Origin of the sequence: Haemophilus paracuniculus (assembly GCF_002015115.1) — a bacterium.
Taxonomy (GTDB): Bacteria; Pseudomonadota; Gammaproteobacteria; order Enterobacterales; family Pasteurellaceae; genus Haemophilus_E; species Haemophilus_E paracuniculus.
Map to the genome: position 1 here is coordinate 31,195 of NZ_MUYA01000008.1, position 13,998 is coordinate 45,192.

The window sequence follows — 13,998 nt, forward strand, 5'->3', positions numbered from 1 at the left end:
AAAAAAGCCTTGAATAAATGTTCAAGGCTTTTTTATTTAATTGATTATAACCCTTTCGGAATACGAATTTTTTGACCTGGGAAGATTTTATCTGCGTCTTTGATCACTTCTTTGTTTGCGTCCACAATCGCGGTGTATTTCGCCCCGTTGCCGTAGGCTTTTTCCGCGATTTTCCAAAGGGTGTCGCCTTTTTGAATCACATAAAATTCATCATCGCCTGCGACTTGTTCGCCGTTGGCAATTTGCACGCCGTCAATTTTCACTTCTGAAATGCCTGCCACGTTGCCTGCCATTAACACCGCTTTTTCAATTGCCGCCGCTGATGCTGCCACGCCTGAAAGGCTTGCCACACCGTTTTCTACGGTAACTTGCACGTTTTCCACACCTGGGTTATCTTCGGCTAAATGCTCAGTAACCTTTTGTGAAGCCTCTTCCTCTTTGTTAAATAATTTGCGACCGATGTCGCCCACGAAATCAAATAAACCCATTGTAAATTCCTCATTGATTAGGGGTGAATAAGAGTGCATACTCTACCACTATTTTGCCGATTGAAATAGCCAAATCGCATTTTAATCATAAAAAAGGGGAAAAAATGAAACTAGCGGAAGCCTTAATTGAGCGAGCCGATTTACAACGCCGCTTGGCTCAACTTTCACAACGTTTACAACAAAATGCACAATATCAAGAGGGCGAGCAGCCGAGCGAAAATCCGCAAGATTTATTGGCGGAATATCAACGCACCTCAACCCAGCTGACCACTTTGATTGTGCAAATCAACCAAGCCAACCAACGTATCAATTTGAGTTCGGGAATGTCGATGATCGAAGCCTTGGCAAAACGTGATCAACTGAAAGCCACCCACGCAATGCTGATCGCCTTAGCGGATCGTGCAATGCCCGAGCAATCTCGATATAGTCGTAGCGAAATCAAAATGCTCGCGGCTGTCGATATCAAAGCCATTCGCCAACAGGCGGATCAAGTTGCCAAACAGCACCGAGAGCTAGACACGCAAATTCAACAAACCAACTGGTTGTCTGATTTATAACCGCATTTTGGTAGTTTTGGGCTTAAAGCGAACATTAACCCACGCTTGGGGAACAAGCGAAATATGATGGAAACGATGGGCAGTTTCACTTTTTACAGGGTAGCCCAACACAAGTCAAAGCGTATTGATACCGCGTAAATCGTATGACCAAATGTTGGTTAAGCTCAAAACGAGGGTGGGAAAGGGGATTTTATCTTGCAAGCGGTGAGATTTGTAAAAATTTTGGCAAATCTTACCGCTTGCAGTTACGCTTTTGAGCGATTTCGGCTAAAATTCAACGTTTATCAATCATCATCAAGGGGCAGCCGTGAAACAGGTGCAATTTTATCTGCTTAGCCAAACGACAAGCGAGGGCGAACTTTCCGCCGAGGAACAAAAGGCGTGCGAGTTGGCGTGCGAGTTGTGGCGTGCAGGTAAGCGTGTGCTGATTAGTTGTGAGACGGAACAGCAAGCCCTCAACCTTGATGAAGCCTTGTGGGCGAATGATCCTGAACAATTTGTGCCGCATAATTTATCGGGCGAAATGACCGCTTTTCCCACCCCAATTGAAATTTCGTGGGTGGGCAAACGCAACGCTCAACGGCGAGATGTGCTGATTTCTTTGCAGTCGCAACTGCCCGAATTTATCAGCAGTTTTACCCAAATTATCGATTTTGTGCCAGCGGACGAAACTCGCAAAGCCCTTGCCCGAGAACGCTATAAGCAATATCGCCAGCTCGGTTGGGCGTTGGAAACGGTAAATAGCTAATGTGGCAAATTAAATCTTTCGCCGAGCTTTCCACCGCCGAATTATTTGCAATTTACAAGGCTCGCACCGCCGTGTTTGTGGTCGAGCAACATTGCCCTTATCAAGAGGTGGACGACAAGGATTTAATCGCCACCCATATTTTTGCGAAAAATGGCGAGGATCTGACCGCTTACTGCCGTGTGATCCCGAGCGAAGATAAGGTGCATATCGGTAGGGTGCTGGTGGCTCAATCGGCTCGTGGCACAGGGCTGGCGAGGGAATTGATGTTACAAGCGGTCGGATTTGCCAAAATTTCCGCCAAACCGATTCACATTCAAGCCCAATCCTATTTGCAGGATTTCTACCAATCCCTCGGTTTTCAGGCGGTGTCGGGAATTTATCTTGAAGATGGGATTGAGCATTTGGATATGGTGTTGGGGGAAACAAAATGACCAAACGTGAACAAATTTTAGAACAACAACGCCAGCTACACCTTTTATTTAAAGCGTGGATGGACGACAAGAAAAAGCGTGAGGTGCTGACGTTTATGCGACCGAATGGGAATATCGTTGAGCATTATCCTGACGGCACGGAAAAAGTGATTAAATATGCAAAATAATTTGGCGATTTTCTATTGTGGTACGAATGGGGCGGGCAAAACCACCTTGCGAGGGTTTAATAAGGATACGGTGCAAATTGTGATCGATTCCGATCATATTGCAATGTAAATTAACCCCAATGATCCTTGTTTATTTGATAGAGAAGTTAATAGGTGAAACGATGTCTATGATATTAAAAAAACTTTTCGGGAAAAAAGATACTTATGTAACTACTATTGAGCTAGATAATTTACCTGAATATTGGTTTTCTGATTATGATGATAGTGGGACATATTATACTTTGGGCAGGAACCTTGCTCAGAGGTTTATATTTAGTATATTGCGATGTGGTAATTATTCAATGCCAAGTGTTCCATATATTTCGGAGTTTAAATTTCAGCAGGATCTTATTTTTAAAATAGATAAAATTGAAATTTCAAAAAAGTCTAATCTTTCTACTGGCGGATATACTTATAGCTCTACGTTAAATGTATATATTTATTATAGTGCAGATGAAGAATTAGTAGAAGAAATTGATAGAGCCTTGAAGCACCTAATTTATACACATATTAGTTGTTATATAAATGACCCTATAAGAGAAGGTATTGAGAGAGACGATGTTTACAAACTTTGTTATATGTTTGCAGACAGATTAGGTATTAGCCATACAGAAAGAGCAAAAGATTATTTCTGTTGTATGATGAATATTATTTATTATAAAATTAAATATCAATCTAATTCAACAGATAAAAAGAATTTTATAAAAAAAGAAGTTAGCAGATATATTAGAACTGAACTTGATGACAATATAGATAAGCAACTAGAAATTTTTTCAGAAATACTTATTTTTTTAAGTGAAAAAAATACTAATAAATAATTTACTCAAAGAGAAAACCAATGACCCAAAACTTCAAAATGGCAGATCGCTTTGAGGCGTCTGCGGTAGAACAAGCACTTTATAAACACTGGGAAGAACAGGGCTATTTTAAGCCGTCTGAGAACCCAAATGTTCCGAGTTACTGTATTGCGATTCCGCCACCGAATGTAACGGGTTCGTTGCATATGGGGCACGCGTTCCAGCAAACTTTAATGGATACGCTGATCCGTTTTAACCGTATGGAAGGGCATAACACCCTTTGGCAGGCGGGGACGGACCACGCAGGGATCGCAACTCAAATGGTGGTGGAACGTAAAATCGCTGCCGAAGAGGGCAAAACTCGCCACGATTATGGGCGTGAAGCGTTTATCAACAAAATCTGGGATTGGAAAGCCTATTCAGGTGGGACGATCAGCCAGCAAATGAGACGTTTAGGGAACTCAATCGACTGGGATCGTGAGCGTTTCACAATGGATGAGGGCTTGTCGAATGCGGTGAAAGAGGTGTTCGTTCGCCTGCACGAAGAGGGCTTGATTTACCGTGGCAAACGCCTTGTGAACTGGGATCCAAAACTGCACACGGCGATTTCTGATCTCGAAGTGGAAAACAAAGAGAGCAAAGGCTCGCTTTGGCATTTCCGCTATCCGCTCGCTAATGGGGAGAAAACGGCGGACGGTAAAGATTACTTGGTGGTGGCGACCACCCGTCCTGAAACGGTGTTGGGCGACACGGCGGTGGCGGTTCACCCCGAAGATGAACGCTATCAAAATTTGATCGGCAAAACCGTGATCCTACCGCTTGCCAACCGTGAAATCCCAATTGTGGCGGACGATTATGTCGATCGTGAATTTGGCACGGGCGTGGTAAAAATCACCCCAGCCCACGACTTCAATGACTATGAAGTGGGTAAACGCCACGGCTTGCCGATGGTCAATGTGATGACCCTCAACGCCGATATTCGTGCCGAAGCGGAAGTGATCGGCACGGACGGCAAACCGTTGGCGACCTACGAGGCAAAAATCCCTGCCGATTATCAAGGCTTAGAGCGTTTCGCGGCTCGTAAAAAAGTGGTGTCGGACTTCGAGGCGTTGGGCTTATTAGACGAAATTAAACCGCACGATTTGAAAGTGCCTTACGGCGACCGTGGCGGTGTGCCAATTGAGCCAATGCTGACTGACCAATGGTATGTGAGCGTCAAACCACTTGCCGAAGTGGCGGTGAAAGCGGTGGAAGAGGGCGAAATCCAATTCGTGCCGAAACAGTATGAAAACCTCTATTTCTCTTGGATGCGTGATATTCAAGATTGGTGTATTTCTCGCCAACTTTGGTGGGGACACCGCATTCCTGCGTGGTATGACGAGGCGGGCAATGTGTATGTGGCTCGTGATGAAGATGAAGTGCGTGCGAAGCACAACTTACCTGCGGATCTCGTGCTTAAACAAGACGAAGACGTGCTAGATACTTGGTTCTCATCGGGCTTATGGACATTTTCAACATTGGGTTGGACAGGCGATAAAGCAAAAGATGCTGAAAATAAAATGTTGCAAATGTTCCATCCAACGGACGTGCTGATCACGGGCTTTGACATCATCTTCTTCTGGGTAGCACGAATGATTATGTTCACAATGCACTTTGTCAAAGACGAAAACGGCAAACCGCAAGTGCCATTCAAAACCGTGTATGTAACGGGCTTGATCCGCGATGAACAGGGTCAAAAAATGTCGAAATCGAAAGGGAACGTGCTAGACCCGATCGATATGATTGACGGCATTAGCCTTGACGATTTGCTCGAAAAACGCACGGGTAATATGATGCAGCCGCAACTGGCGGAAAAAATCGCCAAATCCACCGCGAAACAGTTCCCAGAGGGCATCGCCCCACACGGCACGGACGCATTGCGTTTCACGCTTGCCGCCCTTGCCAGCAACGGTCGCGACATTAACTGGGATATGAAACGCCTCGAAGGTTACCGCAATTTCTGCAACAAATTGTGGAACGCCAGCCGTTTCGTTTTAACCAACGACAAATTAGATTTAAGCGAGGGCGAAGTCGAATTTTCGTTGGCGGATCGCTGGATTGAAAGCCAATTCAACCGCACTGTGGAGACTTTCCGCACCGCCATTTCGCAATATCGTTTCGACTTAATGGCAAACGCGATCTACGAATTTACGTGGGATCAATTCTGCGACTGGTATTTAGAGCTGACCAAACCGATCTTCTTCAAAGGCACGGACGCACAACGCCGTGGGGCAAGCCGCACCCTCGTCAATGTGTTGGAAAAATTGCTACGCCTAATTCACCCAGTAATGCCATTCATCACCGAAGAAATTTGGCAGAAAGTGAAAGGCTTTGTCGGCATTGAGGCGGACACGATTATGTTGCAAAAATTCCCACAAATCGACCCGCTTGCGATTGACGCAGTGGCAGAAAATCAAATCAACTTCATCAAAGAAGTGATTGTGGCGGTGCGTAACATTCGTGCCGAAAGCAACATCGCCCCGAGCAAAGGCTTAGATTTGATCGCACGCAATTTCTCGGCGGAAGAGGTGGCGATTTTGACCGCAAACGAAGTCTTGCTCAAATCAATGGCGAAACTAGATAGTGTCAAAGTACTCGAAAATGGCGAGAACGCACCGCTATCCGTGGCGAAATTGGTGGCAAATGGCGAGATCTTGATCCCAATGGCAGGCTTTATCAACAAAGACGCCGAACTTGCCCGCCTCACCAAAGAGATCGAAAAACTCAACGGCGAAGTGGCTCGCATTGAAAACAAACTCGGCAACGAAGCCTTCGTAGCAAAAGCCCCCGAAGCCGTGATCGCCAAAGAACGTGAAAAAATGCAAGAGTACCAAAGCGGACTTGCTAAATTGCAGCAGCAATATCAAGCGATTGAGGCGTTGTAATTTCCCGTGATTAAAAAGAGAGCCTACGCAAGTAGGTTCTCGTTTTTCTGTATGATGATAAAGCTAACCGATCTTGACCGCTTTCGAGCGATTTTACAAGCCCCTCAAAATGCCCACCTCAATCTGCCAACAAACATCGCAGAATGGGTGGATCATCAAGGCTCACTGACCCAAAAATTACTGCAAGTTTGCGGTGATTTAAAGGTAAAAATCAGCCGTGAAGAATGGGTAGAAATTTCAGAAAATCCTACCGCTTGCTGGCTGCGAGAAGTGGTTTTGCAATGTGGAAATCAAAACTGGGTTTTCGCTCAAACGTGGATACCAAAGCCTACGGTGGAAAACGTTGCTCAATCGGTACTCACCCTCGGCGATCAACCGATTGGCTTATGGCTTTTCGCTCAAAATCCGCAACGGGTCGATTTTCAGTACGGGCAAGATGCGGAAACAGGCTTATTTTACCGCCATTCCCATTACCTTTTGCACAACTATCCCCTTGAAATCCGAGAGCTTTTCTTGCCGGATTTTACTTTTAAAAAAGACTGAATTCATTAAGAATTCAGTCTTTATTTCAATTAGTTCGCTTGTTGTGCTTCTTCTTCCGCTTGTTGGCGTTCGAGGTAGTCCATAAAGAGAGCGTCGAAGTTTACTGGCGAGAGGTTTAATGCTGGGAATGTGCCGCGGTTTACGAGGCTGGCGATAAGCTCGCGAGCGTATGGGTAAAGCACTTCTGGGCATTGTACTGCAAGGCAGTGAGCGAGTTGAATGCCTTCTAAGCCTTTAATGGTAAATATACCCGCTTGTTTTACTTCGCAGATGAAAGCTACATCGTTGCTATCTTCAAGGGTGGTTTGCACGTTGATGTGCAAGGTAACTTCGTAAAGATCTTCGCCCACTTGGACGGTTTCGGTATCTAATTCAAAACCTAATTGTGGTTTCCACTCTTGGTGGAAAATGTTTGGTAGGTTTGGGGCTTCAAAGGATACATCTTTGACATAGATGCGTTGAATTTGAAGTTCAAATGGGGTTTGTTCTTCTTGTTGAGCTGCTGTTTGATTTTCAGACATAATAAATTCCTTATGGATTATTTTTGTTTTTTCACAAGAGGTAGGTTAGCGACACGCCAGCCGAGAATGCCCTCTTTGAGAACGTAAACTTTGTTAAAGCCTTGTTTGGTGAGTAAATTTGCCGAGCTTGACGCAGTAAAGCCGTTGGCGTCGACAAGGATCACAGGGCGATCTTGATATTTTTCAATCGTTTGCACTTTGTTCGCTTTAATGTCGCTTGGCAAAACGTGAACGCTATCCACGATATGCCCTGCACCAAATTCGGCATCTGAACGTAAGTCGATGATTACGCCGTCTTCTTTGTTGACCAGTTGGGTCGCCTGAGCGTTCTCAATGATTTTGAATTTGCTGGTTGCCCCTTTGTAGAAGTTGAAAATCACCGCCACAAGCAATGCCACCCACGCCACCACCATAATGGTGTTGCTGGCAACGAATTGTTGTAGCTGTTGTGCGAATGTCAGTTCCATTCTGTTCTCTCTTTATTGATGAAGTGAAATTAAAAAGCGGTCGTTTTCGGGCAATTTTTTGCAAAATTTCTCGAAAAGTAACCGCTTGTAAACATTCAGAATGGACGAATTTTCGTCCATTCGAGAGAAATTAGCCTTGTTGTTGCGACATTACTTCGTCAAACGAGCTGTGTTTTTCGGTTACTTTCGCTTTGGCAAGCACCGCTTCCACCGCTTGTTCTTCTAATACCACGTTGCGGATATTTTCAGTTAATTGACGGTTTTTCGCATAGTGTGCGACCACTTCCGCTGGTTGCTCGTAAGCTGAGGCGATGTCTGCGATAGTTTCTTCTACGCGTTTTTCGTCCACTTTTAATTCATTTGAACCGATCACGCTTGAAAGCAATAAGCCCACTTGCACACGGCGTTTTGCTTCCGCTTCAAATAATTCCGCTGGAAGTTGTGCTGCCATTTCTGGTTTGCCGCCGAAACGTTGTACCGCTTGTTGGCGTAACACATCAATTTCTTCCGCCACCGCTGCCATTGGCACTTCCACTTCGTTTTGGGCTAATAAGCCGTCAATCACTTGGCGTTTTACGCGAGCGGTTACCGCATTTTTCAATTCACGTTGCATATTTTTCTTAATTTCTGCACGCAATTCTTCTACGGTTTTCGCTGAACCGAATTTTTTCACAAATTCTTCGGTAACTTCTGGTAACACCATATTTTCGACTTTCTTCAAGGTAATCGCGAATTTTGCTGGTTTACCTTTTAAGTTTTCAGCGTGGTATTCTGCTGGGAAAGTAACATCAATATCGAATTGCTCGCCTGCTTTATGACCTACGATGCCCTCTTCAAAACCAGGGATCATACGACCTTGACCCATAAATAGCACGAAATCAGTCGCTTTACCGCCGTCAAATTCTTCGCCGTCCACTGAACCTACGAAGTCGATAGTTACACGGTCGTCCGCTTTCGCTGCGTCTTGGCTTTCTGCCCAAGTCGCTTGCTGTTTGCGTAACACATCGATCATTTTATCTAAGTCAGCTTCGGTAATTTCTACCACTGGTTTTTCAACTTCGATATTTTCTAAACCTTTTAATTCCACTTCTGGGAACACTTCAAACGTTGCGGTAAAGCTGAAATCTTGACCTGGTTGATAGTTGTTTGGGGTGAACGTTGGGCGACCTGCAAGGTTGATTTTCTCTGCGATCACCGCATCGAAGAATGCACGTTGCATTTCATCGGATAATACATCTTGACGCGCGGCTAAACCGAAACGCTGTTCAATAATGCTATGTGGCACTTTACCTTTACGGAAGCCATCTACGCGTGCGTTTTTCGCATAGCCTTTTAATTGTTCTTTATAGCCTGCTTCGATTTTGTCAGCTGGCACGGTAATGGTTGCACGGCGTTCTAAGCCTTGGGTTGTTTCAATTGAGAATGACATTGTTTGCCTCAGTTGTGAGTAAAAAATAGGTACAAAAATAGGCGTGCATTGTAACGAATGGAAAAGGATCTGTCGATACTTTCGTGATCGAAACCCTGCAAGCCAAGATATAAATAGGGCGATCTGCCGTTACAAGCGGTCAGATCGCCTCAAATTTTTAGATCGATTAGTCGATGTTTTTCAACTCTTCTTCGGAAAGGGTTTCCTGACCGCTTGTGTTGTCGGTTTTGCCGTCTTTCACTTTGAAATCAAGGTTTTGGAAATAGGCTTCGCGGAACGTAACGTAAGGATCAGCCGACTGTTTTAACATCGCATCTTGATCGAGTAATTTTGAGCGGGTGTCGATGCCTTGCACCACAAATTTCCCTGCCGACATTGGGAAGGTAAGCAACGAAAGCACAGGGTAAGCGTTATCCACCACTTTACCGACCGCTTGGCGAGGGGTGGTTGCCCCATAACCAGGTAACATCACATAAGCCCCTGTGCCAACGCCGTAAGTGCCGAGGGTGTCGCCAAATTCACGGCGATCTTTATCTAAACGCAATTCGGGGGTTTTGCTCGCCCAGTCAATTAAACCGCCCAAGCCAAACACGGTGTTGATCCAGAAACGGTTGAAATGCACCATTGCTTGCTTGCCTTCGCCCTCTAACAAGCGGTTCACAAAGCTCGCAGGTTCGTCAAGGTTATTTGCCACATTGACTAAGCCTGTTTTAACAGGGCTTGGCACATAATCACGCCAACCCGTTGCCGCAGGTTTTAATACATAGGGATCAAGCACTTCATAATTGACTTTCCACATCGCACGGTTAAAACCTTCGAGGGCATCTTTGCGTTGCCCCGTGGCAGGATCAATGGTGGAAGAACAGGCAGAAAGAGCGAGAACGCTTGCCACTAAACAGAGAGATTTTAATTTCATAAGAGACCTTATTCGGAAGTATCACTAACTTTTTGAGGGATAAATTTTCGCCATTTTAGCGAATAGAAATCTAGCCGTCTAGATTGCGACACCAGAAAATCTTGATTACAATAATGCCCCTATTTTGAGATTGAAAAGGTAACCGAAATGGCAAATTGGAACGGCGAATATATCAGCCCTTATGTGGAACACGGCAAGAAAAGCGAGCAAGTGAAGAAAATTACCGTGTCGATTCCGATCAAGGTGCTAGAAATTTTGACCAACGAACGCACCCGCCGTCAAATTAAAAATCTTCGCCACGCCACCAATAGCGAACTGTTGTGCGAGGCGTTTTTGCACGCCTTTACGGGGCAGCCGTTGCCAACGGACGAAGACCTACTCAAAGAACGCAACGATGAAATTCCAGAATCTGCCAAAGCCAAAATGCGAGAGCTAGGCATCGATCCTGATGAATGGCAATACTAATCCACTTTCTTCCCAAAGCCCCTCGCCAACGATTTTTGCCAGAGGGGTTTTATTTTGACTAAATTTAAAGGAACAACCTCAATGCAACATCAACTCAATCGAGAAGCTCGTTGGGCAGTTTGGCTGACGCTGATTTATCTGTTCGGCTGGATCGGCTTTGCCTATTTTTCGCCTGCGGGCAGGGGCTTACTTGGTTTTCCCCTTTGGTTTGAACTTGCCTGCATTTACTTGCCCCTTGGCTTTATCGGCTTGGTGGCGTGGGCGGTCAAAGCGATTTACCAACCGATTGATTTAGAGGGGAAGCTCGATGAATAGCGAAATTCTGTTGCCACTGATCGTTTACCTCGCCTTTGTGTTTGGGGTGGCATTTTACGCCTATCGCCAGCGTACAAGCGGTAGCTTTCTCTCAGAATATTATGTGGGCGGACGCTCAATGTCGGGGTTCGTGCTGGCGATGACCACCGCCGCCACTTATGTGGGGGCGAGTTCCTTTATCGGCGGGCCAGGGGCAGCGTATAAATATGGCTTAGGCTGGGTGCTGTTGGCGATGATTCAAGTACCAGCGGTGTTGCTCGCCCTCGGCTCGCTCGGCAAACGCTTTGCGATGCTGGCTCGCCAACATAAAGCGGTAACCATCAACGATATGCTACTGGCTCGTTACCAAAACCCCTTTGTGGTTTGGATTGCGTGCGTTGCTTTGTTGCTATCTTTTTTTGCGATGATGACCGTCCAATTTATCGGGGCAGGGCGACTGCTTGAAACCACCCTCGGCATTCCTTACCAAACCGCCTTGCTGATTTTCGCCCTCACCGTAGGCGTTTACACCTTTATCGGCGGATTCCGTGCGGTGGTGCTGACCGACACCATTCAAGGCTCGGTAATGATGATCGGCACGTTGCTGTTACTCGGTGGGATTTTGTACGCCACGGGCGGGGTCGAAAATGCGATGAACGCTCTCGAAAGCATTAACCCGCAACTGACGGCCCCTTACGGCATTGACGAACGCCCCCTCGATTTCACCTTTATGACTTCGTTTTGGGTGCTGGTTTGCTTTGGCTTGATCGGCTTGCCACATCTGGCGGTGCGTAGTATGGCTTATAAAGATAGCCAAGCCTTGCACCGAGCGATTGTGATCGGCACGGTGGTGGTGGCGGTGCTGATGTTGGGAATGCACCTCTCGGGCGTGTTGGGGCGAGCGGTTGTGCCTGATCTGAAAGTGGCGGATCAAGTAATCCCAACCCTAATGATGCAAGTGCTACCGCCCGTGGTCGCAGGGATTTTCCTCGCCGCCCCAATGGCGGCGATAATGTCCTCGATTGACTCGTTACTGATTCAATCTTCCTCAACCTTGATTAAGGATCTCTATTTGGCGGTTAAACCGAACGCGATTCAAAACGAACGCCAAATCAAATGGTTCTCGACCCTTACCACCTTAATCCTCACGGTCGGCTTAATTTTCGCCGCCTTTAATCCGCCCGAAATGCTGATTTGGCTCAACTTGCTCTCATTTGGCGGTTTGGAAGCCACTTTCCTTTGGGTCATCGTGCTAGGGCTTTACTGGAAAAACGCCAACGCCACGGGTGCAATCTGCTCAATGCTCGGCGGCTTAATCAGCTACGGCATTTTAACCACCTTCAAAATCAGCCTATTCAGCTTCCACGCCATCGTCCCAGCCCTGCTGATCGGCTTAGTGGCGTTTTTGATCGGAAACTTATTCGGCAGTAGAAAATAGCCAATGCAAGGGATGGGATTCTGAGAAATTTCACAAAATCCTGTTCCTCGTAGATTGAGGGCGGATATAAAATCCGCCCTAATAAAATAAGTCTCAGAATATCCAATAAAAAACGGTGGAATTTTTGCAAATCCCACCGCTTGTTTAGCTTAATTTCTTACTCTTTCGGCAAGTTGCGAATCGCAAGGGCTAATCCGCCCCAGATGATTGAAATCGCAACCACCATCATAATAATTGCACTGGTACTCATTCTGTTCCCCTTATTCTTCTACTTCAAATTTGGTTTCGTTTTTCCATTTCAAGCGAGAAAGCAAGAACGCCACCACCACGAGGGTGGCTGCCATTCCCCAGCCGAAGGTGTTCACGAACCAGCTTGGGTAGCCTTCGTAGCCGTTGGTAAAGAGCTTCGCCCCTTCGCTCAACAACATAAAGGCGAGAATGCCGGTGGTTGCCACGATGCTTAAACGCCACAAGAAGCCCACTTTGAATGAAGAGGTTTTGTTGATGTGGTTGCCGAGCAAGCCGAGGTTTTCGTTCGCCACAATCGCAATCAAGGACACGAACGCCACCGCCACGATACCGAAGTAGTTCACGAATTTGTCCATTACATCAAGCATTGGCAAGCCTGTGGTTGTGCCGAATAGGGTAACTGACACAAACATCATTGGTAAGCCAACCACGAAAGTCGATTTGACACGACCCATTTTGAGTTTGTCTTGCACTGCCGCGATGATTACTTCAATAACAGAAATAAATGAAGTTAATGCAGCAAAGGTTAATGAACCGAAGAACAGCACGCCCAGCACCGAGCCGAATGGAGCGTTGTTGATAATGGTTGGGAACGCAAAGAATGCCAAGCCGATTCCGCCTTTCGCCACTTCGCTCACTTCTTGCCCTGCGGACGCAGCCATAAAGCCGAGTGCCGCGAACACGCCGATCCCTGCTAACACTTCAAAACTTGAATTGGCGAAACCCACCACCAAGCCCGTGCCAGTGAGGTCTGAATTTTTCTTCAAGTAAGATGAGTAGGTGATCATAATCCCGAAACAGATCGAGAGTGAGAAGAAGATTTGACCGTAAGCGGCAATCCACACACTTGGATCAGAGAGTTTTGACCAATCAGGCGTAAACAACGCATCTAAGCCTTTCGCCGCCCCAGGTAGGAACAGGGAAGAAACCACCAACACAAGAAACATTACCACCAACAACGGCATTAACACCGAAGAAGATTTGGCGATCCCCTTTTGTACGCCTAACGCTAACACCGCAAGGGCGATAATCCACACCGCAATCAGCGGATAAACCACCATTCCAACGAATTCAAAGCTCACACCGTTGCTGATGTCGCCCATTTTCAAAAATTCGCCGATGAAGAAATCAACGGGCTTGTCGCCCCATTGTTTGCTGATTGAGAAGTAGGTGTAAACCGCCGCCCAACCAAGCACCACCGCATAGTAAACGCCGATAATCACGTTCACCAACACCTGCCACCAACCAAAGGTTTCATAACCCTTGTTTAAACGGCGGAACGAGAGTGGGGCTGCACCACGGTAGCGATGACCGATGGCGAAATCCAAGAATAAAAGTGGAATCCCTGCGGTTAAAAGTGCTACAAGGTAAGGAATGATGAACGCACCACCGCCGTTTTCATAAGTGGTGTAAGGGAAACGCCAGATGTTTCCTAAGCCGACCGCTGAACCGATAGCGGCTAAAATAAAGGCACTACGACCAGAGAACGTTTCTCTGCTTTCGCCTGCCGACATTGTTTGATTAG

General features: G+C 46.3%; 17 protein-coding genes. 10 read left to right on the top strand and 7 right to left on the bottom strand.

The window, feature by feature from the left end:
* Window positions 1-44 precede the first annotated feature (44 nt).
* Complete coding sequence (gene lysM / locus B0187_RS06425; protein ID WP_078237040.1) at window positions 45-488, bottom strand: peptidoglycan-binding protein LysM; 444 nt, start codon at window positions 486-488, stop codon at window positions 45-47.
* Between the two features lie 104 nt (window positions 489-592).
* Here lysM and B0187_RS06430 point away from each other — a divergent pair, with 104 nt between their 5' ends.
* From B0187_RS06430 to B0187_RS06455, 7 genes are all read left to right on the top strand, one after another.
* Window positions 593-1,045, top strand: coding sequence for a DIP1984 family protein (locus B0187_RS06430; protein WP_078237041.1), 453 nt, complete (start codon window positions 593-595; stop codon window positions 1,043-1,045).
* Between the two features lie 307 nt (window positions 1,046-1,352).
* Window positions 1,353-1,793, top strand: coding sequence for a DNA polymerase III subunit chi (locus tag B0187_RS06435; RefSeq protein WP_078237042.1), 441 nt, complete (start codon window positions 1,353-1,355; stop codon window positions 1,791-1,793).
* Complete coding sequence (locus tag B0187_RS06440; protein ID WP_078237043.1) at window positions 1,793-2,224, top strand: GNAT family N-acetyltransferase; 432 nt, start codon at window positions 1,793-1,795, stop codon at window positions 2,222-2,224. Before B0187_RS06435 ends, B0187_RS06440 begins: the two co-directional genes overlap by 1 nt.
* A complete protein-coding gene (locus B0187_RS10305) occupies window positions 2,221-2,391 on the top strand; it encodes a hypothetical protein (protein ID WP_169835300.1) in 171 nt (56 codons plus the stop codon). The genes B0187_RS06440 and B0187_RS10305 overlap by 4 nt, the downstream gene beginning before the upstream one ends.
* Window positions 2,392-2,510: 119 nt before the next feature.
* Entirely contained in the window at window positions 2,511-3,248 is a 738-nt protein-coding gene (locus B0187_RS06445; RefSeq protein ID WP_158078226.1) for a hypothetical protein, read from the top strand.
* A 20-nt stretch (window positions 3,249-3,268) separates the two neighbouring features.
* The gene (locus B0187_RS06450) at window positions 3,269-6,151 is read left to right on the top strand and encodes a valine--tRNA ligase (RefSeq protein WP_078237045.1); all 2,883 of its coding nucleotides are present in this window, start codon (window positions 3,269-3,271) and stop codon (window positions 6,149-6,151) included.
* Between the two features lie 51 nt (window positions 6,152-6,202).
* Complete coding sequence (locus B0187_RS06455) at window positions 6,203-6,694, top strand: chorismate--pyruvate lyase family protein (RefSeq protein ID WP_245797016.1); 492 nt, start codon at window positions 6,203-6,205, stop codon at window positions 6,692-6,694.
* Between the two features lie 29 nt (window positions 6,695-6,723).
* On the opposite strand, the gene secB is transcribed toward B0187_RS06455, so the two are convergent.
* The 4 genes from secB to B0187_RS06475 form a co-directional block, all read right to left on the bottom strand.
* Window positions 6,724-7,218, bottom strand: a complete 495-nt coding sequence (gene secB / locus B0187_RS06460; RefSeq protein WP_169835301.1) for a protein-export chaperone SecB — start codon at window positions 7,216-7,218, stop codon at window positions 6,724-6,726.
* A gap of 14 nt (window positions 7,219-7,232) precedes the next feature.
* Complete coding sequence (locus tag B0187_RS06465; RefSeq protein WP_078237047.1) at window positions 7,233-7,682, bottom strand: rhodanese-like domain-containing protein; 450 nt, start codon at window positions 7,680-7,682, stop codon at window positions 7,233-7,235.
* 130 nt (window positions 7,683-7,812) lie between these two features.
* The gene (gene tig, locus B0187_RS06470; RefSeq protein ID WP_078237048.1) at window positions 7,813-9,111 is read right to left on the bottom strand and encodes a trigger factor; all 1,299 of its coding nucleotides are present in this window, start codon (window positions 9,109-9,111) and stop codon (window positions 7,813-7,815) included.
* 166 nt (window positions 9,112-9,277) lie between these two features.
* Window positions 9,278-10,027 (bottom strand): MlaA family lipoprotein, encoded by a 750-nt coding sequence (locus B0187_RS06475; protein ID WP_078237049.1) that lies wholly within the window; start codon window positions 10,025-10,027, stop codon window positions 9,278-9,280.
* Window positions 10,028-10,174: 147 nt separating this feature from the next.
* Between B0187_RS06475 and metJ the strand changes: the two genes are divergently transcribed.
* The 3 genes from metJ (at window position 10,175) to panF (ending at window position 12,224) form a co-directional block, all read left to right on the top strand.
* A complete protein-coding gene (gene metJ / locus B0187_RS06480; RefSeq protein ID WP_078237050.1) occupies window positions 10,175-10,492 on the top strand; it encodes a met regulon transcriptional regulator MetJ in 318 nt (105 codons plus the stop codon).
* An 81-nt stretch (window positions 10,493-10,573) separates the two neighbouring features.
* Window positions 10,574-10,807, top strand: a complete 234-nt coding sequence (locus B0187_RS06485; RefSeq protein ID WP_078237051.1) for a YhdT family protein — start codon at window positions 10,574-10,576, stop codon at window positions 10,805-10,807.
* Window positions 10,800-12,224 carry a sodium/pantothenate symporter gene (gene panF / locus B0187_RS06490; protein WP_078237052.1) on the top strand — a complete coding sequence of 475 codons (1,425 nt, stop codon included), beginning with the start codon at window positions 10,800-10,802 and terminating at the stop codon, window positions 12,222-12,224. Before B0187_RS06485 ends, panF begins: the two co-directional genes overlap by 8 nt.
* Window positions 12,225-12,381: 157 nt before the next feature.
* Here the strand turns inward: panF and B0187_RS06495 are convergent, their stop codons facing one another.
* Window positions 12,382-12,474 carry a methionine/alanine import family NSS transporter small subunit gene (locus B0187_RS06495; protein WP_078237053.1) on the bottom strand — a complete coding sequence of 31 codons (93 nt, stop codon included), beginning with the start codon at window positions 12,472-12,474 and terminating at the stop codon, window positions 12,382-12,384.
* Window positions 12,475-12,484: 10 nt separating this feature from the next.
* The gene (locus B0187_RS06500; RefSeq protein ID WP_143413767.1) at window positions 12,485-13,987 is read right to left on the bottom strand and encodes a sodium-dependent transporter; all 1,503 of its coding nucleotides are present in this window, start codon (window positions 13,985-13,987) and stop codon (window positions 12,485-12,487) included.
* Between the last annotated feature and the right edge of the window lie 11 nt (window positions 13,988-13,998).